This window comes from Planomonospora sp. ID67723 (genome assembly GCF_015711605.1).
Lineage (GTDB): Bacteria > Actinomycetota > Actinomycetes > Streptosporangiales > Streptosporangiaceae > Planomonospora_A.
Map to the genome: position 1 here is coordinate 2,440,151 of NZ_JABTEZ010000001.1, position 22,184 is coordinate 2,462,334.

The following is a 22,184-nucleotide window of genomic DNA, read 5'->3' on the forward strand; positions in this document are numbered from 1 at the left end:
CCGCCGGGCCGGAGGAACCCGGCCTGGACCGGCCGGACACGAGAAGAGCCTGGCGACCGTGAAGGTCGCCAGGCTCCTGTGCAGTCGTCGTCATCGCCTCGGACGACGGCGGCCTACTCCTGCCACCATTCCGCGTCGTCGTCGGCCCTGTCCGCCTTGGCGGCGGCCGGGACGGGCTTGTCGTTGCCGTTGGCGGCGGCGATGGCCGGCTTGGGCGGGGCCGCGGTGACCGCGGGCTCCGGCTCGGCGGCCGGGAGCGGGGCGCCGCCGAGCAGCTGGCGCAGCTGCGCCAGGTGGCTGGTGATGCTGTCACGCTGGCGGGTCAGCTCGTCGACCTGGCGCTGGGCGACCGAGCGGCTCCGCTCGGCCTCGGCCTTGGCCTCGGAGACGATCGACTCGGCGCTCGCCTTGGCCTCGGAGACGATCTGGTCGGCGTTCTTGCGGGCGTTGGCCATCAGCTGCTTGGCGTGGGTGTCGGCCTCGCGGCGGGTCTGCTCGGCCTGCTGGGTGGCCTTGGTGGCCCGCTGCTCGGCGGTGGCCGCCCGCTGCTCGGCCTCGGCGACCAGCTTCTGGGTGGCGGCCTGCGCGGTGGCGTGGCGCTCGGCCTCCTGGCGCTCGGCCTCCTCGCGGCGGGCGGCGAGCTGGATCTCGAACTCGGCCTCGTCCTGGGCCCGCTTGGCCTCGGACTCCTCCAGGACGCGCTGGGCCTGCGCCCGCATCTCGTCGGCCTGGCGCTTGGCCGTGGTGAGGACCTCGTCGCGCTCGCGCTTGGTCGAGGCGCGGAGCTGGGCGACCTCGCGCTCGGTGGTGGTGCGCAGCTTGGCGATCTCGCGCTCGGCGTCGGCGCGCTTCTCGGCGACCTCGTGGTCGGCGGTGGCGCGGAGCTTGGCGACCTCGCGCTCCGTGGTCGAGGTGAGCTCGTCGGCCTCGCGGCGGGCGGTCGAGCGGATCTCCTCGGCCTCGCGCTCGGCGGTGCTGCGCATGTCGTCGGCCTCGCGGGTGGCGAGGGCGCGCTTCTCGGCGGCCTCGTTCTCGGCGGCGGCGCGCAGGTCGGCGGCCTCCACCTTGGAGGCGGCCTTGATCTCGTTCGCCTCGGATCGGGCGGCCTGGACCAGCTCGGTGGCCTGTTCCTCGGCGAGACGGAGAAGCTGCTCGATCCGGGCACCGAGCCCGGAGTAGGTCGGGCGCTCCTGCTCCTGCAATTGGCGCTGGGAGTCGGACAGATCCCGCTGCAGGCCCTGAACCTGCTCGCGGGCTTGGCGCAGCTCGCTGTCGATCTGCTTCAGGTGGTCATGGACCTGGTGCCGGTCATAGCCACGGAGCACCACGTCGAATTCCCGAGCGGGAGCGTCTTCGAAGAAGTTGTTGAGCTGGGCGTCGATGTCGGACTGCATGGAGGCTCGATCCTGGGTTGGCGAGACGGCTACACGGGCCGGACGAGGGTTTTGGCATCCGAGGCGGGAGCCGTGGCGGGATCCGCGTCCGGTGATAGGCCAGCGTACTCCGCCGTTGCCTTGTTGGCCTCCCCCTCCAACTATGTGCGTGACTTGTTACGCATGAACCTTTCTTGTATTTGACTTTGCTAGGCCCGCTGTTCCGGGGCCTGGACGAGCTCGGTGAGCATTCCGCCCACATCCTTGGGATGCAGGAATCCGATGGAGGAACCCATGGAACCGTGGCGCGGCTTCTCGTCGAGGAGGCGGACGCCCCGGCCGCCGATCTCCTCCAGCGCCCGCGCGACATCCGGGACGCCGAAGGCGACGTGGTGCACGCCCTCTCCGCGCCTGGCCAGGAACTTCCCCACGGGGGTGTCGGGGCCCAGCGGTTCGAGAAGCTGGATGTAGGAGCCGCCCCCCTCGCCGTCGGCGATGTGCAGCATCGCCTCCTTGACCCCCTGCTCCTCGTTTACCTCCCGGGCCACCACCGTCAGATCGAAGGTCCTCTCGAAGAGGGCAATCTTCTCCTCCAGGTCGTGGCAGGCGATTCCCACATGATCGATGCGCATGAACATAGAGCCAACCTCCATGGCAATGGCTTGAGTACTCATGGGTATGGTGGCAAAGTCGCCCCACTTCCTGCCAGGGAGGCCCCCTCTATGTCTGGTTCCGTCATCGTCGCCGGAGCTCGTACCCCCATCGGCCGGCTCCTCGGCTCGCTGTCGAGCCTGACGGCCGCCGAGCTCGGCGGCATCGCCATCAAGGCCGCGCTGGAGCGCGCCGGCGTCGCCCCCGAGGCCGTGCAGTACGTGATCATGGGTCAGGTGCTGCAGGCCGGAGCGGGTCAGATCCCCTCCCGCCAGGCTGCGGTGAAGGCCGGGATCCCGATGACCGTGCCCTCTCTGACGATCAACAAGGTCTGCCTGTCCGGGCTGGACGCCATCGCTCTCGCCGACCAGCTCATCCGGGCGGGCGAGTTCGACATCGTCGTGGCGGGCGGCATGGAGTCCATGTCCAACGCCCCGCACCTGCTGCCGGGCCTGCGCAGAGGCGTGAAGTACGGCGGCGCCGACATCGTGGACTCGATGGCCCACGACGGTCTCACCGACGCCTACGACCAGGTGTCCATGGGCGAGTCCACCGAGCGGCACAACGCCCGCCTCGGCTGGACCCGCCAGGAGCAGGACGAGTTCTCCGCCCGCTCCCACCAGCTCGCCGCCGCGGCGATCAAGAACGGCATCCTCGACGAGATCGTCCCGGTCTCGATCCCGCAACGCAAGGGCGACCCGGTGGTCGTCTCCGACGACGAGGGCGTGCGGGCCGACACCACCGTCGAGGCCCTGGGCCGGCTGCGCCCCGCCTTCAGCAAGGACGGCACGATCACCGCCGGTTCCGCCTCCCAGATCTCCGACGGCGCCTGCGCCGTGGTCGTGATGTCCAAGGCCAAGGCCGAGGAGCTGGGTCTGGAGTGGCTGGCCGAGATCGGCGCCCACGGCAACGTGGCCGGGCCCGACAACTCGCTGCAGGCCCAGCCGGCCAACGCCATCAAGCACGCCCTGGGCAAGCAGGGGCTCTCGGCCGAGGACCTCGACCTGCTCGAGATCAACGAGGCGTTCGCCCAGGTCGTCCTGGAGTCGGCCAAGGAGCTCGGCGTCTCCCTGGAGAAGGTCAACGTCAACGGCGGAGGCATCGCCGTCGGCCACCCGATCGGCGCCTCCGGCGCGCGCATCGTGCTCGCCCTCGCCCACGAGCTCAGGCGCCGGGGCGGCGGGCTCGGCGCGGCCGGTCTGTGCGGCGGCGGCGGCCAGGGCGACGCGCTGATCATCCGGGTCCCCTCGGCCTGACGTCCTGAGCCCGGCGGCGGGACTCCGCGCCCGTTCGAGACGGGCTGCGGGTCCCGCCTGCGGACGTTCCGGCCCGGGTCCGGCGGGCCCGGGCCCCGGCCATGATCGAGAGGGTGGCATGGATCTGGATGCGCTGATCGCAGGGGCGCGTGAGGGAAGGCCCCGGGCCGTGGCCCGGCTGATCTCCCTGGTGGAGAACGGCTCGCCGCTGCTACGGGAGATCACCGCGAGGCTCTGCGCCGACCGGCCGAACCGGGCCCGGATCATCGGGCTCACCGGTTCCCCCGGCGTGGGCAAGTCCACCTCGACCGGCATGCTGGTCCAGGCGTTCCGCAAGCGGGGCATGAAGGTCGGCGTGCTCGCGGTCGACCCGTCCTCGCCGTTCACCGGCGGGGCGCTGCTGGGCGACCGGGTGCGGATGCAGGACCATGCCACCGATCCGGAGGTGTTCATCCGGTCGATGGCCAGCCGGGGTCACCTCGGCGGCCTGTCCTGGTCCACGCCGCAGGCGCTGCGCGTGCTGGAGGCCGCCGGGTGCGAGGTCGTCCTCGTCGAGACCGTAGGGGTCGGCCAGGCCGAGGTGGAGATCGCCTCCCTGGCGGACAGCACCATCGTGCTGCTCGCCCCGGGCATGGGCGACGGCGTCCAGGCGGCCAAGGCGGGCATCCTGGAGATCGCCGACGTGTTCGTGGTGAACAAGGCCGATCGCGAGGGCGCCCAGGCGGCGATCCGCGAGCTCCGCAACATGACCGCCCTGGTGGAGCGGGATTGGAAGCCGCCGATCGTGCCGACGGTGGCCTACCGGGGCGAGGGCGGCGAGGACGTGCTCGAGGCTCTGGACAGGCACTGGAGGCACCTGGAGGAGTCGGGCGAGCTGGAGAGCCGCCGCCGCGCGAGGGCGCGCGACGAGATCGAGGCCATCGCGCTCACCGCGCTCCGCTCCCGCTTCGCCGACCTCCACGGGGACCGGCGCCTCGACGCGCTCGCCGGACGCGTCCTGAACGCCGGCCTCGACCCTTACTCGGCCGCCGACGAACTGCTGGACACCCTCGGCTGACGGGCCGCGGGCGGTTCCCGGCCGGGGAGCCGGGCCCCCGGGGGCCGGGTGAGGAGGACCGGGGCAGGGGCGGAACTCAGGGCTCGTCCGCGAACTTGATGGTGACCTTGTCGAAGCCGAGGGTGGTCAGCATGCCCTGGAGCATCGCCTTGGTGTTCTGGTCGGCGCGGTTGCGCAGGTCGCTCGCCTGGGCGGCTTCGGCGATCTTCTTCTCGGCGAGGACGTAGAGCTCCTGCTGGTCGGCGGGGGAGGACGACAGGAAGTCGGAGACCCGGTCGAAGAAACCGCGCTGCTGGGCGTAGACGTAGGAGCGCTTGTTGTCGAGGTTGGGCTTCTCCAGCTGTGCGCGCGGGAGCCGCACCGTGACCTCGGTGCGGTCGGGGGAGACGGTCAGCGCGCCCTTGGAGAGGCCGCCGAAGTCGACGTAGGCGTCGACGCCCCCCGCGCCCACGAAGAGGGTCCGGGTGCCCTTGATGGCGTCGGGCAGGAAGGAGGCGTCCTTCTCCAGGTCCACGACGACCTGGAAGTTGCCGGTGGCCGCCTCGAAACGGCTGAGGTTGTGGATGGACTGCAGCAGGACGGGCTGGCTGCGGTCGACGGCGGTCTCGCCGAACGGGTTCAGCCACGACCAGGCGAGCCGGCCTCCCACGATCAGGAGGACCGCGACGACGAGGAGTGCGGCGAGGAAGCGCCAGCGGCGGCGGCGGGGCGCCGAGGGGGCCTCGGGGGATGCTTCCAGGGGAGCCTTCACGGCGTTCTCCTTCCCCCGGCGCCCGCTTTCTCACATCGAGCCTACGTTGATCTTGTCACTGCCGCGACGCTTCTCCGCCCGCCTTCTCCGCGTGTTTGCCGTGGGTCCCCGTCCGGGGCGCGGCGGGGGCCTTCCCGCCCGGTGTCGCCGACGGTGTCGCTCGCGTTCCCGTCTGCGGCGTCGCGCGGGCCTCGCCGCGCGGGGCTTTGTCGTCCCGGCTCCTGCGCTCCGGCCGCTCCGATCTCTCCGGCCGGTCCGGCTCCTCCATCTGACCGGCCTCGGCCGCCTGCCCGCCGAAGTGGGCGTCCTGCAGGCGGCACCCGACGAAGTCGGCGTAGTGCAGGCGGAGCCAGCCGCGGCGCTGGGTCTCGGACAGGCCGGAGAACCACGCGGCGGCGTACTGGTGCTCGGGGAGCGGCCCGCCGGGCAGCGGCTCGCCGCGCAGCCAGGCGGTCACGATGTCGCGGTAGCCGCCCGACGGCGTGTCGTCGCACTTCTCGGCCAGGCTCTCCACGAACTCGCCGGCGGCCCGGTCCGCGAACCCGGTCGCCAGGTCGTCCACGTGCACCGGGACCGCGCCCGGCGCGAGAGAGGCGTCGTCGTGCCGGGGACGCTGCTCGACCCGGGAGAACTCCCCCGGCGTCCCCGCGAGCCGGGATGCGATCTTGATGAAGGCCGCCCCGAGCTCGTCCAGCCCGGTGCGCATCCCCGGGTGCACGCAGACCCTGATCGGCCACTCCTGGCAGCTGTAGACGACCCGTTCCGACGCGATGGGCTGTGGCTCGGCGAGCAGCCTGGCCACGCCGGCCCCGGCGGCCAGGACCGCGAGCAGCGCGGCGGCCAGGACGAGTGCCTGGCGCGTCACGACCGCGGCCCAGCCCAGCAGCAGCGCGGCGCTGACGCTCACCAGCCAGAGCGTCTGGTCGGTGAAGGCCGCCGAGCTCAGACCCTGGAACAGGTCGTACGGCTCCCGCGTGGCGGGCACGAGCCGGTCGGTCCAGGCCGACCTGCCGGCGAGCCAGCTGAACAGCGCGTAGCAGCCGAGGCCGGCGAGGGCCGGAGTGATCGTCCAGGGCAGCAGCCAGCCCGTCACCCAGCCGATGGTGACGTACAGCGCCAGCCCTGCCACGCTCATGATCAGTCCGCTGGGCAGCAGCCGCCCCGCCTGCTCGGTGAGCATCGTCCTGACCGCCAGGACCAGTACGGTGGCGGTGAAGGAGCCCATGACGACCACGAGGATCGCCAGCGGCGCGCGTACCGCCTGCCAGGTGGTCAGGGCCCTGCTGCCGGTCCCGCGCCGCCTGCGGACCGCCACCCAGGCGGCGAACGCGGCGGCCACCGGTCCGGTGAGCCGGAGCGAGCCGATGAGCGCGACGACGATGTTCTCCCACGCGCTGACGCCTGGGATGAGGACGCTCCACGCAGTGACCACACCGAGCACGAGCAGGACGGCGACCGCCACCAACGCGCTCTGCTGGAGTTCCTCGCGTGAAACGCCCCTGTGATCACGCACCGTGGGGCGTGGGCCGGGCCCACGCCGCGTCGGCCGGGCGGAAGGCCGAGCCGAGATCGGTATGGCATCCGAACGTGTTTGGACTGTCGTTCATCAAGCACCCCCCGTGCCGTGAATGTGCGGAGCCGGTCCCCTGGGCATCCGGCCCGGCCCGCTTCCCCCGCAGGCCGGACTGAGTCCGCGTGGCTCTTGGCCACGGCCTCACCATTCGATGTGGGAACCATAACTGAGTGTGACGTTTGATGCCCGGGTTCTCGGCGAAGCCATCGTTGTGATTGCTGTACGTATACGGATGAAGTGGGACGAGGCCGCGCTACCGTAGCCCTGTGGCTACCGGTCAGCTGAACTTGCCGTTCGACCCCATCGAACGCGCCGCGGACACGTGGCGTGCTCGCTTCGGGCCGTCCTCGGCCATGGCCGCAGTCACCTCGATCATGAGAGCGCATCAGATCCTGTTGGCGCAACTGGACACGCTACTCAAACCGCATGACTTGACCTTTGCACGGTACGAGGCGCTGGTTTTGCTCACCTTCAGTAAGACGGGAGCCTTGCCGCTGTCCAGGATCGGCGAGCGGTTGATGGTGCATCCGACGAGCGTCACGAACACCGTGGACCGCCTGGAGCGGGCCGGGCTGGTCCGGCGGATGCGCAACCCCCGGGACGGCCGGGGGGTGCTGGCGGAGATCACCGACCGTGGCCGGGAGGTCGTGGAGCAGGCGACCGAGGCGCTGATGGGCGCCGACTTCGCGATGGCGATGTACGGCGAGGCCGAGCTGGCGCAGATGTTCGACCTGCTCAGGACCCTCCGCGTGGCCGCGGGCGACTTCAAGGACTGAGGGATCCCGGGCCGGCGCCCGGCCGCTCCCTCCCCGGGCGAGCCGTGACGGCGTGTCGCGGTCCCGGGCCGGGGCAGGAACGCCCCCCGGGAGCCCTGGCCAAGAAATACTAGGACGTCCTAGTATTTTTCCGAGGCCACAAGCCGGACGAATGGAGCAGGCGATGAACGCCGAGGAGATCGAGGCGGGACGGGCACGCTGGCAGGCGCGGTTCGACAGGGCCGCCAAGCGCGAGTCCGAGTTCCGGACCCTCTCCGGACTGGAGGTGGAGCCGGTCTACGGGCCCTCCGGGGACGACCCGCGGTTCGAGCGCATCGGCTGGCCCGGGGAGTTCCCCTTCACCCGGGGCCTGCACCCCACCGGTTACCGGGGCAAGGCCTGGACCATCCGGCAGTTCGCCGGGTTCGGCAACGCCAAGCAGACCAACGAGCGTTACAAGATGATCCTGGGCGCGGGCGGCGGCGGGCTGAGCGTGGCCTTCGACATGCCGACCCTGATGGGCCGCGACTCCGACGACCCGCGCTCCCTCGGAGAGGTCGGTCACTGCGGGGTGGCGATCGACTCCGCGCTCGACATGGATCTGCTGTTCGACGGCATCCCGCTGGGCGACATCACCACCTCGATGACGATCAGCGGGCCGGCCGTCCCGATCTTCTGCATGTACGTCGTCGCCGCCGAGCGGCAGGGCGTCCCGGTGGGCCGGCTCAACGGCACGCTCCAGACCGACATCTTCAAGGAGTACATCGCGCAGAAGGAGTGGCTGTTCGCCCCCGAGCCGCACCTGCGGCTGATCGGCGACCTGATGGAGTTCTGCGCCGCCGAGATCCCGGCCTACAAGCCCCTCAGCGTCTCGGGCTACCACATCCGCGAGGCCGGCTCCACGGCCGCGCAGGAGCTGGCCTTCACCCTGGCCGACGGGTTCGGCTACGTGGAGCTGGGCCTGTCCCGGGGACTCGACATCGACGTCTTCGCCCCCGGGCTGTCGTTCTTCTTCGACGCGCACATCGACTTCTTCGAGGAGATCGCCAAGTTCCGGGCGGCCCGGCGGATCTGGGCCCGGTGGCTGCGCGACGTCTACGGAGCCAAGACCGACAAGGCCCAGTGGCTGCGCTTCCACACCCAGACGGCCGGGGTCTCGCTGACCGGACAGCAGCCGTACAACAACGTGGTCCGCACCGCGGTCGAGGCGCTCGCGGCCGTGCTGGGCGGGACCAACTCGCTGCACACCAACGCGCTGGACGAGGTCCTCGCGCTGCCCACGGAGAAGGCGGCCGAGATCGCGCTGCGCACCCAGCAGGTGATCATGGAGGAGACCGAGGTCGTCAACGTGGCCGACCCGCTCGGCGGCTCCTGGTACGTCGAGGCGCTGACCGACCGCATCGAGGCGGAGGCGGAAGCGATCTTCGCCAAGATCAGGGAGATGGGCTCCGACGGCTCGATGACCTCCGGGATCCTGCGCGGGATCGAGGACGGCTGGTTCATGTCGGAGATCGCCGAGGCGGCCTTCGACTACCAGCGCAAGCTGGAGAAGGGCGAGAAGCGGATCGTCGGGGTGAACTGCCACACGGCCTCCATCGACGAACCCCTGGAGATCCTGCGGGTGAGCCACGAGGTCGAGCGGGAGCAGAACCGCGTCCTGGCCGATCGCCGCGCGGCCCGTGACCAGGCGGCCGTGGACGCCTCCCTGTCCGCCCTGGTCCAGGTCGCCCGGGGCGAGGGCAACATGATCCCCACGATGCTCGACGCGGTCCGTGCCGAGGCCACGCTGGGCGAGATCTGCGACGCCCTGCGCGGAGTGTGGGGTGTCTACACCGAGCCCGCCCGCTTCTGATGGTGCGATGGGCCGCGGTGCGCACGGCCGGCTCGGGGCTGTGTTCATGGCGACGCGGGCGCGTCGCGGCTCGGGGGCCGGTAACCGGCTCCCGCCCTCGTCACGTCCTCGCTTCGCTGCGGGCGTTCCTCGGTTGGTTCACCGGCGCCCCCGAGCAGGTGTGGGCGTTCCTGAGGCGGTTCACCGGCGCCCCCGAGCGGGCTGCGGGCGTTCCTCCGCTGGTTAAGCGCTACCTCGCGGGTCCACGGTGGAGGCCCCGAGGTGCCGTGGACCGTGACGGGTCTGTGATGCGGCAGGATTGGAGCCATGAGCCCAGCGGACTTCACTCGACCCGGATCGCTCTACGGCGCCGTGGACCTCGGCGCGCGCAAGCAGGCGCTGGAGGCGCAGGCACGGCGGGAGAGCGTCGCGCAGCAGGCCGGAGGCGTTCCGGCGCAGGTCATCGATGTCGACGACGCCACTTTTGCGACCGAGGTCGTCGAGCGCTCCATGAACAGCCTGGTGCTGCTCGAACTCACGGTCACCCGTGCCGAGCAGGCCAGGCAGTACAGCCTGCTGCTGGAGAAGCTGGCCTCGGAGAACGCGGGCCGGTGGACACTGGCCCGGGTGGACGTCGAGGTCAGCCAGCAGATCGCCCAGGCGCTCCGGGTGCAGAACGTGCCCGCCTTGTACGCCATTTTCCAGGGCCAGCCGGTCGCGGTGGTGCCCGGCATCGCCACCGAGCCGCAGTTGCGTGACTGGCTGTCCCAGCTGATGGAGGCCCTGGCCCAGTATCTGCCGCCGCCCTCGGAGGACGCCGAGGCGGAGGGACGGCCGGAGGAGCTCCCGGTGGACCCGGACATCCTCGCGGCCGAGCGCGCCGTCGACGCCGGTGACCTCGACGCCGCCGCTGCCGCCTACCAGAGGTTGCTGGCACGCTCGCCCAAGGACGAGGACGCCAGGCTCGGCTTGGCGGGGCTCGGCCTGATCCGGCGGACCCAGGATGTCGACCCCGCGGATGTGGAGCGCCGCCTGGGCGATCCCGCCGACCTCGAGGCGCAGCTCCTGGCGGCCGACTTCGAGATGCTCTCCGGCGAGGTGGACGCCGCCTTCGACCGCCTCGTCGGGGTGGTGCGCCGGACCGCGGGCGAGGACCGCGACCGGGTGCGGGTGCACCTGCTCGGCCTGTTCGAGACGCTCCCGGCGGACGACCCGTCCGTCGCCAAGGCCCGCAGGAACCTCGCCTCCGCCCTGTTCTGAGTTTTCACGCGGTCGCGGGACAAAGGTGTCGTACGGGCGTGCCTTCGCGGGAATGAAGAAGATATGCGGGTCGTCACCATCTCCGCGACGTACGGCACCGCCGGCAGCGTGATCGGTCCCGCGGTGGCCGAGCGTCTCGGCGTGCCCTTCGTGGACCGGGCGATTCCCGGTGCGGTGGCCGAGGAGCTCGGCTGCACGCTGGAGGAGGCGCTCGCCCATGACGACCGCTCCGAGCACGGGCTCGGCTGGCTGCTGTCGGGGGCCGTACGGCTCCCGACAGCCACGTTCGGCGGCGTGGACGTCTACCTCCCGGGCTCCATGCCCCTGCCCCCGGAGGACTTCGTCACCCACACCGAAGGGGTGGTCAGGCAGATCGCGCTGGAGCAGGGCGGAGTGATCCTCGGCCGCGCCGGGGCACTGGTCCTGGCCGACCACCCCGGCGCCCTGCACGTGCGGCTGGACGCTCCGCAGAGCCGGCGGATCCTGCGGACGGCGGAGGCCGGTGGGCTGGACGCCCGGCAGGCGCGCAGACTGGTGGAGGACAACGACCGGGCGCGCGCCGCCTACGTCCGCCACTTCTACCGGGCGGACCCCTCCTCGCCGGTCCTGTACCACATGGTCCTGGACAGCACGAGCATCCCCGTGGACGCCTGCGTGGAGCTGATCGTGACCGCATCGACAGCTCTCTGCTGACGCTCCCCGGCGCGGACACCCGTCCGGGAGTGGCACGATGGAGGGATCCCGAACCTGGTCAGTCGCAAAGGAGCAGATTGACTGTGGCCACAGTGCCGAGCGTGTCGTACTCCATCACCGTGCGGCTGGAGGTGCCGGCCGGAGGTAAGGCCGTCAGCCAGCTCACCCATGCCGTCGAGTCCGCGGGAGGTGTGGTCACCGCCCTCGACGTGACCACCGCCGGGCACGAGACCCTGCGCATCGACGTCACCTGCGCCGCGCGTGACACCGACCATGCCCAGGCCATCGTCGACAAACTCGACGTCGTCGAGGGCGTCGTCATCCACAAGGTCTCCGACCGGACCTTCCTCATGCACCTCGGCGGCAAGATCGAGATGAAGTCGAAGGTGCCGCTGCGCAATCGCGACGAGCTCTCCATGGCCTACACGCCCGGCGTCGCCCGGGTCTCCATGGCGATCGCCCGCAACCCCGAGGACGCCCGTCGCCTGACGATCAAGCGCAACAGCGTCGCGGTGGTCACCGACGGCTCGGCCGTGCTCGGACTGGGCAACATCGGCCCGGCCGCCGCGCTGCCCGTCATGGAGGGCAAGGCCGCGCTGTTCAAGCGGTTCGCCGACATCGACGCCTGGCCGATCTGCCTGGACACCCAGGACGTGGACAAGATCGTCGAGATCGTCCGCTGCATCGCCCCCGGCTTCGGCGGCATCAACCTGGAGGACATCTCGGCGCCGCGCTGCTTCGAGGTGGAGCGGCGGCTACGCGAGCTGCTGGACATCCCGGTCTTCCACGACGACCAGCACGGCACCGCGATCTGCGTGCTGGCCGCGCTGACGAACGCGCTGCGCGTGGTCGGCAAGGACCTGGGCGAGGTCCGCATCACGCTCGCCGGCGCCGGGGCGGCCGGTACGGCCGTGCTGCGCCTGCTGCTCGCGGCCGGTGCGCGCAACGTGATCGTCTGCGACTACCGGGGTGCGGTGCACCTGGGCCGCGACGACCTGGACGACTCGCTGCGGTGGATCGCCGACCACACCAACGCCGACGGATACTCCGGTGACCTCCGCGGCGCGGTCAAGGGCGCCGACGTGTTCATCGGGGTCTCCGCCCCGGGCATCCTCAACGGCGACGACATCGCCACGATGACCGAGAACGCCGTGGTCTTCGCCCTGGCCAACCCCGAGCCCGAGGTGTCGCCCGACGACGCCCGCGAGCACGCGGCCGTGGTGGCCACCGGCCGGTCCGACTACCCGAACCAGATCAACAACGTGCTGGCCTTCCCGGGCGTCTTCCGGGGCCTGCTCGACGCCCAGGCGAGCGTGGTCAGCCAGGAGATGCTGCTGGCCGCGGCCCGGGCGCTGGCCGCGGTGGTCACCGCCGAGGAGCTCGGCCCGAACTACATCATCCCCAGCGTGTTCCACCCGGACGTGGCGGGCGCCGTCGCGGCGGCCGTGCGCGAGTCGGCCGGGGGGCGGGCGCGCACCGGCATGACCGAGGCGTAGCACTCCGTTTCATCGCTTTCCGTGAGAAACCGCGCGCTGGTCGCAGGTTCGGGAATGCGAGATGGGGGGTGGGGCGGCGCAACGGGGGCTCCACCCTTCATGATGGAGGGATGGCGGAGGCGATCTATGTTGGCGGGCTGCTGGTTGCCACACCGAAGCTCGACGATCCCAACTTCCGGCGTTGCGTGGTCCTGATCCTCGAGCACGATCTCGACGGGGGGACTCTCGGGGTGGTGCTCAACCGGCCGAGTGACATCTCGGTGATCCAGGTGCTGCCCACCTGGGACGCCCTGGTCACCGGCCCGCCCGTGCTGTTCCAGGGCGGGCCGGTCCAGACCGACAGCGCGCTGGCGCTGGCCGCGGTTCCCAGCGGGCAGGAGCCCCTGGGCTGGCGGCGACTGCACACCGGCACCTCCGCGGTCTCCCGGCTGGGCACCGTCGACCTCGACGCCCCGCCGGAGATCCTCGCCGGAGAGATCGCCCAGATGCGGATCTTCGCCGGCTACGCGGGATGGACCGCGGGGCAGCTGGAGGCCGAGATCGGCGAGGGCGCCTGGTACGTGGTGGACGCCGAGCCCGGCGACACCTTCCACGACGATCCCGAGTCCCTGTGGCGCGCGGTGCTCCGCCGCCAGCGCGGCGAGCTCGCCTACGTGGCGACCTGCCCCGACGACCCCTCGATGAACTGACCCCGCGACGCGTCAGCGTCGCCGTCAGCACCGCCCATCACCGCAGCCGGTCCCATCCTGGGCGCAGGGATCGTTCGGCCAGGGCGAGGATCTGCTCCAGGCGTTCGCCGAAGGCGGGCAGGTCCTGGGCGCTCTGGGGGTGGCAGGACTCGAACCCCACCCGGGCCACGGCGGTGAACAGGGAGACGGCGAAGTGGGGCAGGAGGTCGTCGGGGGAGGTGCCCTCGCGCCGGGCGACCTCGGCGATCAGCCGCTGCTCGTTCTCCATCATCCGGCGGACGCTCCCGGCGAAGAGCGCGGGGGTGCTCTCGACCAGCTCGCGAGCCTTGAGGAACCTCCTGGTCTCGGCCAGGTCCCCCTCCTGCAGTTCGGTGACGACCGCGCGCATGGCGTTGCTGAGCGCGACGAAGGGCGGTTCCTCGGCGGGACGGGCCGCCAGTTCCCTAAGCAGCACCTCCTGCCCGTCGACGGGGAGGGAGAGCGCGACGTCGTCCTTGGTGGCGAAGTAGCGGAAGAACGTGCGGGGTGAGACGTCCGCGGCGGCCGCGATCTGGTCGACGGTGGTGGCCTCGTAACCCTGGACGGCGAACAGGTCGAGGGCGGCGTCGATCAGCGCCAGGCGTGTCCTCTGTTTTTTGCGCTCCCGCAGGCCGGGCTGACTCATGGTCGTCACCTCCTCGCAACATAGGATTCACAGTCTGCCACAAGTCATGGACTGCCTCATAAAACGATTTGTCATCTGTCACCGTCTGACATAAATTACCCGAGCTGACGTCCCAAGGTGGGACGTATCGGACCAACGAGGGGGACCCTTCCATGGCACATCCCAAGACGGTGGCGGCATCGCCGCCGGCCGGACCGGGCGCATCGTCAAGGCAGGGTCATCCTTGGCTCACGCTGCTGGCGGTCTCGCTCGGCGTGATGATGGTGATGCTCGACGGCACCGTCGTCGCCATCGCCAACCCGGCGATCGGTGCGGACCTCAAGGCGTCCCTGTCCGACCTGCAGTGGGTGACCAGCGGCTACCTCCTGGCGCTCGCGGTCTTCCTGATCACCGCCGGCAAGCTCGGCGACCTGTTCGGCCACAAGCGGATCTTCATGATCGGCATCGCCGGGTTCGCGCTCACCTCGCTCGCGATCGGCCTGAGCGACTCCATCGGCATGCTGGTCGCCTTCCGCGTGCTCCAGGGCCTGTTCGGCGCCCTGCTCCAGCCCGCCGCCCTCGCCCTGCTCCGCGCCGCCTTCCCGGCCGAGAAGCTCAACATGGCGATCGGCGTCTGGGGTGCCACGATCGGCCTGTCCAGCGCGGCCGGCCCCATCGTCGGCGGCCTGCTGGTGGGGGACGACAACAACTGGCAGTCGGTGTTCTTCATCAACGTCCCGGTCGGCATCGTCGCGCTGATCGTCGGCATGCTCGTCGTCAAGGAGAGCAGGGCCGAGTCCCTGTCCAAGGTCGACTGGCTCGGCGTGGTGCTGCTCTCCGGCGCCATGTTCTGCCTGATCTGGGCGATCATCAAGGCCCCCGAGTACGGCTGGGGCGACACCAAGACGCTCGCCTTCATCGCCGGGGCCGTGGCGCTCGGCGCGGTGTTCGTCTGGTGGCAGGGCAGGGCCGCCGAGCCGCTGGTCCCGCTCAGCCTGTTCAGCAACCTGTCGGTCTCGATCGGCACCGTGCTGATGGTGCTCATGGCGTTCTCGATGTTCGGCGCCATGTTCTTCCTCACCTTCTACTTCCAGGGCGTGCACGGCCTGAAGCCGCTGGACGCCGGCATCCGCATGCTCCCGATGAGCGCGGGCATGATCGTCGCCTCGCCGCTGGCGGGCGTGGCGATCAGCAAGCTCGGCCCGAAGATCCCGATCGCGGTGGGCATGCTGATCACCGCCACGGCGATGTTCCTGCTGTCCCGGCTGGGCCTGGAGGACGGCTACGTGGCCAGCGCGATCCCGTTCGTGCTGCTCGCCTTCGGCCTCTCCCCGGTCATGGTCGGCGCCACCGAGATCATCGTGGGCAACGCCCCCGAGGAGCTCAGCGGTGTCGCCGGCGGCATGCAGCAGTCGGCGATGCAGGTCGGCGGGTCGCTGGGCACCGCGGTGCTCGGCGCGATCGTCGCCGGCAAGGTGGGCGAGGTGCTCCCCGGCTACTGGAGCGCGGCCAAGCTCCCGGCGCTGCCTCCGGAGCAGATGGCGGGCATGGCGCAGGCCGCGTCCTTCGCCGAGGCTCCCGTCCAGCCCGGCACGCCCGAGGCGGTGGCCCAGGCGATCACCGGTGTGGTGAACTCCTCCTTCCTCGACGGCATGCAGCTCGGCTTCCAGGTCAGCACCGGCGTCGCGGTCCTCGCCGCGCTGCTCGCGCTGGTCGTCAAGGCGGGCCGCAAGACCGAGGGCGCCCCCGTCCACATGGGCTGACCTTCCGCCGCCTTCCGGTACGGCTCCCGCCCGGTACGGCTCCCGCCGCCCGGCGGGAGCCGTACTCATGCCCGGGGGCCCGTGCCGGTGAGAGGCCCGCGGCGGCGCGAGCATAAAATCGACAGAGTGAGCACGAAGATCCTTCCTGAGAGCGACGTACGGCCGGACCTGTCGCACGGCGACGGCGACCACGAGCGGTTCGCCCACTACGTCGAGAAGAACAAGATCATGGAGAGTGCGCTCAGCGGCATCCCGGTGCGCGCGCTCTGCGGCAAGGTCTGGGTGCCGAACCGCGACCCGCAGAAGTTCCCGGTCTGCCCCGAGTGCAAGGAGATCTACGAAGGGCTCCCCAAGGGAGAAGACAGCAACAACGAGTGAGTGTTGCTCACGGGTGATCGCCGCCGATGAGGCTACGGTCGGGATGTCACTGAAAAGTGGCATCCGGCCAGGTCAGATGGCTTATCGGGGGAGTCATGGTTTCGCGTGCGATCGCCGTTGTCTCGGCATGCCTGTTTGCCGTGGGCGCCGCGCCCGCCGGTCCGGCCACCGCGCCTGACACGCCCCCGAGGGCTTCCGCGGCAGTGGCGGCCTCCGGGCTCGGATCGCCCGCCGTGCGCACGGCCCTTCCCGCGACCGGTACGGGCGAGTGCGTGATCTCCGCGCGGGCCGCGACGCCGGGGCGGGGACCCGAGCCCCACGCCCCCGGCCGCGAGCAGGTCGCCGAGATGATCGCCGACCTGGACGCCCGCCGGTCGGCGCTGCGCCGGAACACTCCGGTCCCGCTCACCGTCCCGACCTGGGTGCACGTGATCACCGACGGTCTCCAGGGCGCCCCGGACAGCGCGGTGCACGCGCAGATGACCGTTCTCAACCAGGCCTACGGCGGCCGGCTCGGCGGGGTCGACACCGGCATCCGGTTCCGGCTCGCCGGCCTGACCCGGACCGAGAATCCCCGGTGGTTCCACGACCCGCTCTCCCACGAGCGGGAGATGAAGCAGATGCGCAGGGGCGGCGCCGAGACGCTCAACCTCTACATCGCGCAACTCGGCCGGCTGGTGCTCGGCTACTCCACCTACCCGCACTGGTACGACGACGAGCCCCGGCTCGACGGCGTGGTCGTCGACTGGCGCAGCCTGCCCGGCGGCGCCCTGCGCGACTTCGACCTGGGCTACACCGGAGTCCACGAGATCGGCCACTGGCTGGGGCTGCTGCACACCTTCGAGAACGGCTGCCGGGCGCCGGGGGACGCGATCGCCGACACGCCGCCCGAGGCCCACCCCACGGTGGGCTGCCCGGCCGGCAAGGACACCTGCCCGGGGAACGGCCCGGACCCGATCCACAACTTCATGGACTACTCCCACGACGCCTGCATGTCCGAGTTCACCGGCGGTCAGGCGCTCCGGATGCAGGAGTCGTGGGTCGCGTACCGGGAGAACAGGACGGACATTACCCTTGATGGGTGACAGCACCGAAGACAGTTGACGCTCCATACGAACCGCCCCGGATCTTCGGTCCGAGCTACCGCACGGCCTCGCTCGGCATCCTGCTCGTCGTCACGCTGATCGCCTTCGAGGGCATGTCCATCGGCGCGGTCATGCCCGCGGCCTCCGCGGATCTCAACGCGCTCAACCTGTACGGCATGAGCTTCTCGGCGTTCCTGATCGCCGGGCTGTTCGCGAACGTGGCCGCCGGGCTCTGGTCCGACCGCCGGGGGCACGCGGTTCCGTTCCTGCTCGGCGTGGCCCTGTTCGTGGTGGGCATGGTCCTGGCGGGCGCGGCCTGGTCCAAGGAGGTCTTCATCGTCGCCCGCGCCGTACAGGGGCTGGGCGGAGGGTTCGCCGTCGTCGCGATCTACGTCATGATCGCCCGGGTCTACGCCCCCGAGGCCCGGCCCAAGATCTTCGCTGCGCTCTCGACGGCCTGGGTGCTCCCCGCGCTGGTCGGTCCCGGCGTCGGCGGGCTCATCGCCGAGACGGTCGGCTGGCGCTGGGTCTTCTACGGGATCGTCCCGCTGGTGATCCCCGCCCTGGTGATGCTGCTGCCCGCGCTGCGCGGAGGCGGAAGCGAGGTCTCCGCGGGCGGCACCGGGCCCCGGTCCAGGCCGCTGCCGATGACTCTGGCGGCGCTGGCGACGGCCGTCGGCGCCGGGGCGCTGCTGTACGGGGCGGACCGGTTGCACACCGATCCGGTGCCGGGCGGGATCGTGACCGCCGTGGGACTGGCCGCTCTGGCCGCCGCACTGCCCCGGCTGCTGCCGCCGAAGGCGCTCAGGTTCGGTCAGGGCCTGCCCACCACGATCATGATGCGCGGGGTGTTGTCCGCGGCCTTCTTCGGGGTCAACGCCTTCATCCCGCTGGTGCTCCAGAAGGAACTCGGCTTCTCTCTCACCGAGGCCGGAGTCGCGCTCACCATCGGCGCCCTGGGCTGGAGCAGCGGTTCCCACCTTCAGGCGCGCCGTGAATGGGACCGTCCCCGGCTGGTGCGGTTCGGCGCCTTCGCGGTCACCGCGGGCATCCTGCTGACCCCGCTCGCGCTGATCCCCGGGCTGACCGGCTGGATCATGGCCTTCGCCTGGATGCTCGCCGGCCTGGGCATGGGCGTCAGCATGTCCAGTGTCAGCATCACCACCATGCGCCAGTCGCCCGACGCCGAGCAGGGCGCGAACTCCGCGGCCATCCAGGTCGTCGACACCCTGGGCAGCTCGCTGACCATCGGTTTCGGCGGCGTGCTGGTCAACCTGATCGGTCACGACGACATCGCCACCGGCTACACCGCGATCGTCGCCATGACGGCCGTCGTCGGGGCGCTCGGGGTGGCCGTCGCCGGCCGCATGCGCGACGCCTCCTGATCCTCCCCATACCGGTGATCGGCTATGGCCGGATCCACGCTCGCGGGGCATGGTAGGACGGGAGGGCCGTGACCGCCGGGAGGAGGATCCGTGGACGAACCGCCTCGCCGGACGCGGCCGCCGCAGGAGCCTCCGGGCCGGGCGCGGCCGTCCCGGGAGGCGGGATGGAGCTCCGCACTGCCCGGCCGTGCGTGGCCGCCCGAGGCGTCCGGCGAGGACGACCTGCCGCCCTCGGCCCGCTGGTACGGCACGCCCGCCATGCCGCCCCGGCGCCGGATCCCGCGCCGGCTGCGCCGCCCCCTGCTCGGCCTGCTCGCCCTGACGGTCTGCGTCGCGGTGGCCGCCGGCGCCACCGCCCTGGTGCTACGGATCGTGTCCTCTCCCGATCCCTCCTCCGGCCGGGTGACCGACCGGGCCGCGGGCGTCGGCTACCCGCTGCCCGCCGGGTGGCGGCAGGGCGCGGTGCCGCCGGTCACCGGGTTCACCTCGGTGGCCGGCGACGGCGCGGCGGTGACGGTGATGGTCGGGCCGGGGGAGCCGGCCGCCGACCCGCGCGCGGCCACGGCCGAGCTCGCCGACCTGTACGGCAGGCTGCTGCTCCACGGCGACGAGGTGGAGGTCGACGACGACCGGCCGATCAGCGCCGGCGGGTGGACCGGGCACAGCCGCACCCTCAGGGCGGAGTACCGCGACGTGGTGAACGGCCCGGCGCATCTGCGTGTGGTCTTCCTCACCGGGCCCGGCGGGTCTCCGGTGGTCGTGGTCGCGGTGGCCAAGCCCGGCGGCCCCCGCACGCACGCCGGGATCGAGGAGGTGATCGCCGGGATCCGCAGGGCGTGACGGAACGGCGGTGCCGCGGAAGCAGACGGGCGGGCGCGGCCGTACCGGGCCGGAGGACCATGACGCGAGGAGAGGTCCTCGGCGGCGATCTCGGGCGATCGGCACGTGTTGTCGGCGGCGGCGATTAGTCTGGGGAAATTGTGAGTGAGCGAAGCGAGCGAGCCATCAGAAACAGCGGTGCTGCGAACGTCCCGACGGGCCTGCGGGTGAGGAGAGGCGCATGAGCACCTTCGCCGCCTCCCATCTGTCCCCCTCCTACCCCGACCGCGCCGCCTGGGGGACCGCGCCGAAGCTGCGCGCATGGCAGCAGGAGGCCTTCGACCTCTACAGCAGGCGCGAGCCGCGCGACTTCCTGGCGGTCGCCACGCCGGGCGCGGGCAAGACGACCTTCGCGCTGCGCATCGCCGGCGACCTGCTCTCCCGGGGGATCATCCGGGCGATCACGATCGTCACTCCCACCGAGCACCTCAAGCAGCAGTGGGCCGACGCGGCCGGCAGAGTCGGCATCGCGATCGACCCCGAGTTCAAGAACAGCCAGGGCGCGACCTCCCGCGACTACACCGGGGTGGCGGTGACCTACGCCCAGGTCTCGATGCACCCGGCGCTGCACCGCGCCCGCACCGAGGCGCGCAAGACGTTGGTGATCTTCGACGAGATCCACCACGCGGGCGACGCCAAGTCCTGGGGCGACGGCGTGCGCGAGGCCTTCGAGCCCGCCGCGCGACGCCTGGCGCTGACCGGCACCCCCTTCCGGTCCGACATCAACCCCATCCCGTTCGTGACCTACGCCGAGGACGGCGAGGGCGTGCGGCGCAGCGTCTCCGACTACTCCTACGGGTACGGCCCGGCGCTCGCCGACGGCGTCGTCCGGCCGGTCATCTTCCTCGCCTACGCCGGTGAGATGCGCTGGCGGACGCGGGCGGGCGACGAGATCGCCGCCACGCTCGGCACCCCGCTCACCAAGGACCAGCTCGGCCAGGCGTGGAAGGCCGCGCTCGACCCCAAGGGCGACTGGATCCGGCAGGTGCTGCACGCGGCCGACCGGCGCCTGACCGAGGTCCGCAGGGGCGTGCCCGACGCCGGCGGGCTGGTGATCGCCACCGACCACGAGACGGCCCGCGCCTACGCCCGGCACATCCGCACGATCACCGGTCAGGGCGCGACGGTCGTGCTCTCGGACGACCCCGAGGCCTCCAAGAAGATCAAGCAGTTCTCGGCGTCGCAGGAACGCTGGCTGGTCGCGGTCCGGATGGTCTCCGAGGGCGTCGACATCCCGCGCCTGGCCGTCGGGGTCTACGCCACGAGCACCTCGACCCCGCTGTTCTTCGCCCAGGCCGTCGGCCGCTTCGTCCGGGCCCGCAAGCGCGGCGAGACCGCCTCGGTCTTCCTTCCCTCGGTGCCGACCCTGATGGGCCTGGCCGGGGAGATGGAGGCCGAGCGCGACCACGTGCTCGACCGGAAGCCGCCCGAGGAGGGGCTCGACGACTTCCTCGTCGAGGACGCCAACCGGAAGAAGGACAACCCCGACGTCGTCGGCGACGAGCTGCCGTTCGAGACCCTGGAGGCGGTCGCCACCTTCGACCGGGTGCTCTTCGACGGAGGCGAGTTCGGCGCCGCCGCCGAGCCGGGCTCCCCGGAGGAGGAGGACTTCCTCGGCCTGCCGGGCCTGCTCGAACCCGACCAGGTCCGGACCCTGCTGAGCAAGCGCCAGTCCGACCAGCTCAAGGCCAAGCGGAGCAAGCCGGAGCCGAAGGAGCCCCAGATCGCCCCGCACGAGCTGATCGCCAATCTCCGGAAGGAGCTCAACGGCCTGGTCGGCGCATGGAACCACCGCACCGGCCAGCCCCACGGCGTCATCCACGCCGAGCTCCGCCGCGCCTGCGGCGGACCCGCCATCGCCCAGGCCACCGCGGAGCAGGTGCAGGAGCGGATCGACAGGATCCGCCAGTGGGCCACCCAGCGTTCCCGGTAGCCGGGCGGCGGGGGGAGACCCCGGGGCCGGGCGCCCCGGGAGCGTCCGGGCCGGTGCGGATCAGCGCAGGGCGATGGGGCGGCCGGTGCGGCCGTCGACCGCGGTGAGCTCGCTCCTGCCCGGCAGCGGCGGGACGAGCCGGAGCTCGGCCGAGGCCGTCCCGTCGGCCACGGTCACCGGAAGCGTGTGGGACCCGGCCGGCGGGGGCCCCGCCGCCCGCTCGTGCAGCCACAGCTTGATCCTGTGATTCCTGTGGCGGAGGACGACGATCGCGGTGCCGCACTCGTCCGCCGCCGCCGTCCAGGAGAGCCGTACGGCGCGCAGCTCGTTCTTCCGCCTGGTCAGCTTCACCCGCTCGGGAACGGGCGGCAGGGCCGAGCAGGCGGGCCCTCCCGGCACGCCGGGTGCGGGCTGGGCCGCCGGACGGGCGGGCGGGGCCGGGGGCGCGGCTCCCGGGGCGAGCCAGAGCGTGGCGGCCTCCAGCCCGGCGAGCGCGAGAATGCCACCCATCCGGGCCGGGCCGCGGCCGCGGACGAGCAGCCAGAGGCCCAACGGGGCCAGGAACAGCCACAGGACGCCGAGCAGGAGCATACGAGGTCACCACCGTGAGGTTGAGGGTCGCGACTCTCCGTCATACTCCTGTTCCAGCGGGTGGTGACCGTGTTTGCCCCTTCATTGTCGTGGAGTGATCGTCCGGATACCCGGCACGGCCGGATCCCGCGGCGTGATCCCG

20 protein-coding genes are annotated in these 22,184 nt (G+C 71.6%); 14 read left to right on the forward strand and 6 right to left on the reverse strand.

Annotated elements, in window-relative coordinates; genetic code table 11:
- Positions 1-113 precede the first annotated feature (113 nt).
- The gene (locus tag HS041_RS11345) at positions 114-1,394 is read right to left on the reverse strand and encodes a DivIVA domain-containing protein (protein WP_196440423.1); all 1,281 of its coding nucleotides are present in this window, start codon (positions 1,392-1,394) and stop codon (positions 114-116) included.
- A 188-nt stretch (positions 1,395-1,582) separates the two neighbouring features.
- Positions 1,583-2,011 (reverse strand): methylmalonyl-CoA epimerase, encoded by a 429-nt coding sequence (gene mce / locus HS041_RS11350; RefSeq protein ID WP_196440424.1) that lies wholly within the window; start codon positions 2,009-2,011, stop codon positions 1,583-1,585.
- An 84-nt stretch (positions 2,012-2,095) separates the two neighbouring features.
- Between mce and HS041_RS11355 the strand changes: the two genes are divergently transcribed.
- Both HS041_RS11355 and meaB read left to right on the forward strand, forming a co-directional pair.
- Positions 2,096-3,280, forward strand: coding sequence for an acetyl-CoA C-acetyltransferase (locus HS041_RS11355; protein ID WP_196440425.1), 1,185 nt, complete (start codon positions 2,096-2,098; stop codon positions 3,278-3,280).
- 118 nt (positions 3,281-3,398) lie between these two features.
- A complete protein-coding gene (gene meaB, locus HS041_RS11360) occupies positions 3,399-4,337 on the forward strand; it encodes a methylmalonyl Co-A mutase-associated GTPase MeaB (RefSeq protein ID WP_196440426.1) in 939 nt (312 codons plus the stop codon).
- 76 nt (positions 4,338-4,413) lie between these two features.
- On the opposite strand, the gene HS041_RS11365 is transcribed toward meaB, so the two are convergent.
- Positions 4,414-5,088, reverse strand: coding sequence for a DUF4230 domain-containing protein (locus HS041_RS11365; protein ID WP_196440427.1), 675 nt, complete (start codon positions 5,086-5,088; stop codon positions 4,414-4,416).
- Positions 5,089-5,143: 55 nt separating this feature from the next.
- A complete protein-coding gene (locus HS041_RS11370; protein ID WP_196440428.1) occupies positions 5,144-6,601 on the reverse strand; it encodes a hypothetical protein in 1,458 nt (485 codons plus the stop codon).
- A gap of 326 nt (positions 6,602-6,927) precedes the next feature.
- Between HS041_RS11370 and HS041_RS11375 the strand changes: the two genes are divergently transcribed.
- The 6 genes from HS041_RS11375 (at position 6,928) to HS041_RS11400 (ending at position 13,385) form a co-directional block, all read left to right on the forward strand.
- Positions 6,928-7,437, forward strand: coding sequence for a MarR family winged helix-turn-helix transcriptional regulator (locus HS041_RS11375; protein ID WP_307845239.1), 510 nt, complete (start codon positions 6,928-6,930; stop codon positions 7,435-7,437).
- Positions 7,438-7,600: 163 nt separating this feature from the next.
- Positions 7,601-9,268, forward strand: a complete 1,668-nt coding sequence (gene icmA / locus HS041_RS11380; RefSeq protein ID WP_196440429.1) for a coenzyme B12-dependent isobutyryl-CoA mutase large subunit — start codon at positions 7,601-7,603, stop codon at positions 9,266-9,268.
- A gap of 306 nt (positions 9,269-9,574) precedes the next feature.
- Positions 9,575-10,507, forward strand: coding sequence for a tetratricopeptide repeat protein (locus HS041_RS11385; RefSeq protein WP_196440430.1), 933 nt, complete (start codon positions 9,575-9,577; stop codon positions 10,505-10,507).
- Between the two features lie 63 nt (positions 10,508-10,570).
- Positions 10,571-11,200: a cytidylate kinase-like family protein gene (locus HS041_RS11390; protein WP_196440431.1), complete on the forward strand. Its 630-nt coding sequence runs from the start codon at positions 10,571-10,573 to the stop codon at positions 11,198-11,200.
- 83 nt (positions 11,201-11,283) lie between these two features.
- On the forward strand, positions 11,284-12,696 hold the full coding sequence (locus HS041_RS11395) for an NAD-dependent malic enzyme (protein ID WP_196440888.1): 1,413 nt from the start codon (positions 11,284-11,286) through the stop codon (positions 12,694-12,696).
- A 110-nt stretch (positions 12,697-12,806) separates the two neighbouring features.
- Positions 12,807-13,385 carry a YqgE/AlgH family protein gene (locus HS041_RS11400; protein ID WP_196440432.1) on the forward strand — a complete coding sequence of 193 codons (579 nt, stop codon included), beginning with the start codon at positions 12,807-12,809 and terminating at the stop codon, positions 13,383-13,385.
- Between the two features lie 37 nt (positions 13,386-13,422).
- On the opposite strand, the gene HS041_RS11405 is transcribed toward HS041_RS11400, so the two are convergent.
- Positions 13,423-14,049: a TetR family transcriptional regulator gene (locus HS041_RS11405; protein ID WP_196440889.1), complete on the reverse strand. Its 627-nt coding sequence runs from the start codon at positions 14,047-14,049 to the stop codon at positions 13,423-13,425.
- Positions 14,050-14,201: 152 nt separating this feature from the next.
- Here HS041_RS11405 and HS041_RS11410 point away from each other — a divergent pair, with 152 nt between their 5' ends.
- The 6 genes from HS041_RS11410 to HS041_RS11435 all read left to right on the forward strand — a co-directional run bounded on the left by HS041_RS11410 (position 14,202) and on the right by HS041_RS11435 (position 21,451).
- Entirely contained in the window at positions 14,202-15,791 is a 1,590-nt protein-coding gene (locus HS041_RS11410) for an MFS transporter (RefSeq protein ID WP_196440433.1), read from the forward strand.
- 126 nt (positions 15,792-15,917) lie between these two features.
- The gene (locus HS041_RS11415) at positions 15,918-16,169 is read left to right on the forward strand and encodes a DUF3039 domain-containing protein (protein ID WP_196440434.1); all 252 of its coding nucleotides are present in this window, start codon (positions 15,918-15,920) and stop codon (positions 16,167-16,169) included.
- 233 nt (positions 16,170-16,402) lie between these two features.
- Positions 16,403-17,254, forward strand: coding sequence for a zinc metalloprotease (locus HS041_RS11420; protein ID WP_307845240.1), 852 nt, complete (start codon positions 16,403-16,405; stop codon positions 17,252-17,254).
- Positions 17,251-18,639, forward strand: a complete 1,389-nt coding sequence (locus tag HS041_RS11425; protein ID WP_196440436.1) for an MFS transporter — start codon at positions 17,251-17,253, stop codon at positions 18,637-18,639. The genes HS041_RS11420 and HS041_RS11425 overlap by 4 nt, the downstream gene beginning before the upstream one ends.
- A gap of 90 nt (positions 18,640-18,729) precedes the next feature.
- Positions 18,730-19,479 (forward strand): hypothetical protein, encoded by a 750-nt coding sequence (locus HS041_RS11430; RefSeq protein ID WP_196440437.1) that lies wholly within the window; start codon positions 18,730-18,732, stop codon positions 19,477-19,479.
- A 220-nt stretch (positions 19,480-19,699) separates the two neighbouring features.
- Positions 19,700-21,451, forward strand: coding sequence for a DEAD/DEAH box helicase (locus HS041_RS11435; RefSeq protein ID WP_196440438.1), 1,752 nt, complete (start codon positions 19,700-19,702; stop codon positions 21,449-21,451).
- A gap of 60 nt (positions 21,452-21,511) precedes the next feature.
- Here the strand turns inward: HS041_RS11435 and HS041_RS11440 are convergent, their stop codons facing one another.
- Positions 21,512-22,042 carry a hypothetical protein gene (locus HS041_RS11440; protein ID WP_196440439.1) on the reverse strand — a complete coding sequence of 177 codons (531 nt, stop codon included), beginning with the start codon at positions 22,040-22,042 and terminating at the stop codon, positions 21,512-21,514.
- Positions 22,043-22,184 lie beyond the last annotated feature (142 nt).

Bases quoted from the DNA above. Each gene is read 5' to 3' on its own strand.
- HS041_RS11345 (WP_196440423.1), bottom strand. From the start codon at position 1,394: ATGCAGTCCGACATCGACGCCCAGCTCAACAACTTCTTCGAAGACGCT.
- mce (WP_196440424.1), bottom strand. From the start codon at position 2,011: ATGTTCATGCGCATCGATCATGTGGGAATCGCCTGCCACGACCTGGAG.
- HS041_RS11355 (WP_196440425.1), top strand. From the start codon at position 2,096: ATGTCTGGTTCCGTCATCGTCGCCGGAGCTCGTACCCCCATCGGCCGG.
- meaB (WP_196440426.1), top strand. From the start codon at position 3,399: ATGGATCTGGATGCGCTGATCGCAGGGGCGCGTGAGGGAAGGCCCCGG.
- icmA (WP_196440429.1), top strand. From the start codon at position 7,601: ATGAACGCCGAGGAGATCGAGGCGGGACGGGCACGCTGGCAGGCGCGG.
- HS041_RS11385 (WP_196440430.1), top strand. From the start codon at position 9,575: ATGAGCCCAGCGGACTTCACTCGACCCGGATCGCTCTACGGCGCCGTG.
- HS041_RS11390 (WP_196440431.1), top strand. From the start codon at position 10,571: ATGCGGGTCGTCACCATCTCCGCGACGTACGGCACCGCCGGCAGCGTG.
- HS041_RS11400 (WP_196440432.1), top strand. From the start codon at position 12,807: ATGGCGGAGGCGATCTATGTTGGCGGGCTGCTGGTTGCCACACCGAAG.
- HS041_RS11405 (WP_196440889.1), bottom strand. From the start codon at position 14,049: ATGAGTCAGCCCGGCCTGCGGGAGCGCAAAAAACAGAGGACACGCCTG.
- HS041_RS11410 (WP_196440433.1), top strand. From the start codon at position 14,202: ATGGCACATCCCAAGACGGTGGCGGCATCGCCGCCGGCCGGACCGGGC.
- HS041_RS11435 (WP_196440438.1), top strand. From the start codon at position 19,700: ATGAGCACCTTCGCCGCCTCCCATCTGTCCCCCTCCTACCCCGACCGC.
- HS041_RS11440 (WP_196440439.1), bottom strand. From the start codon at position 22,042: ATGCTCCTGCTCGGCGTCCTGTGGCTGTTCCTGGCCCCGTTGGGCCTC.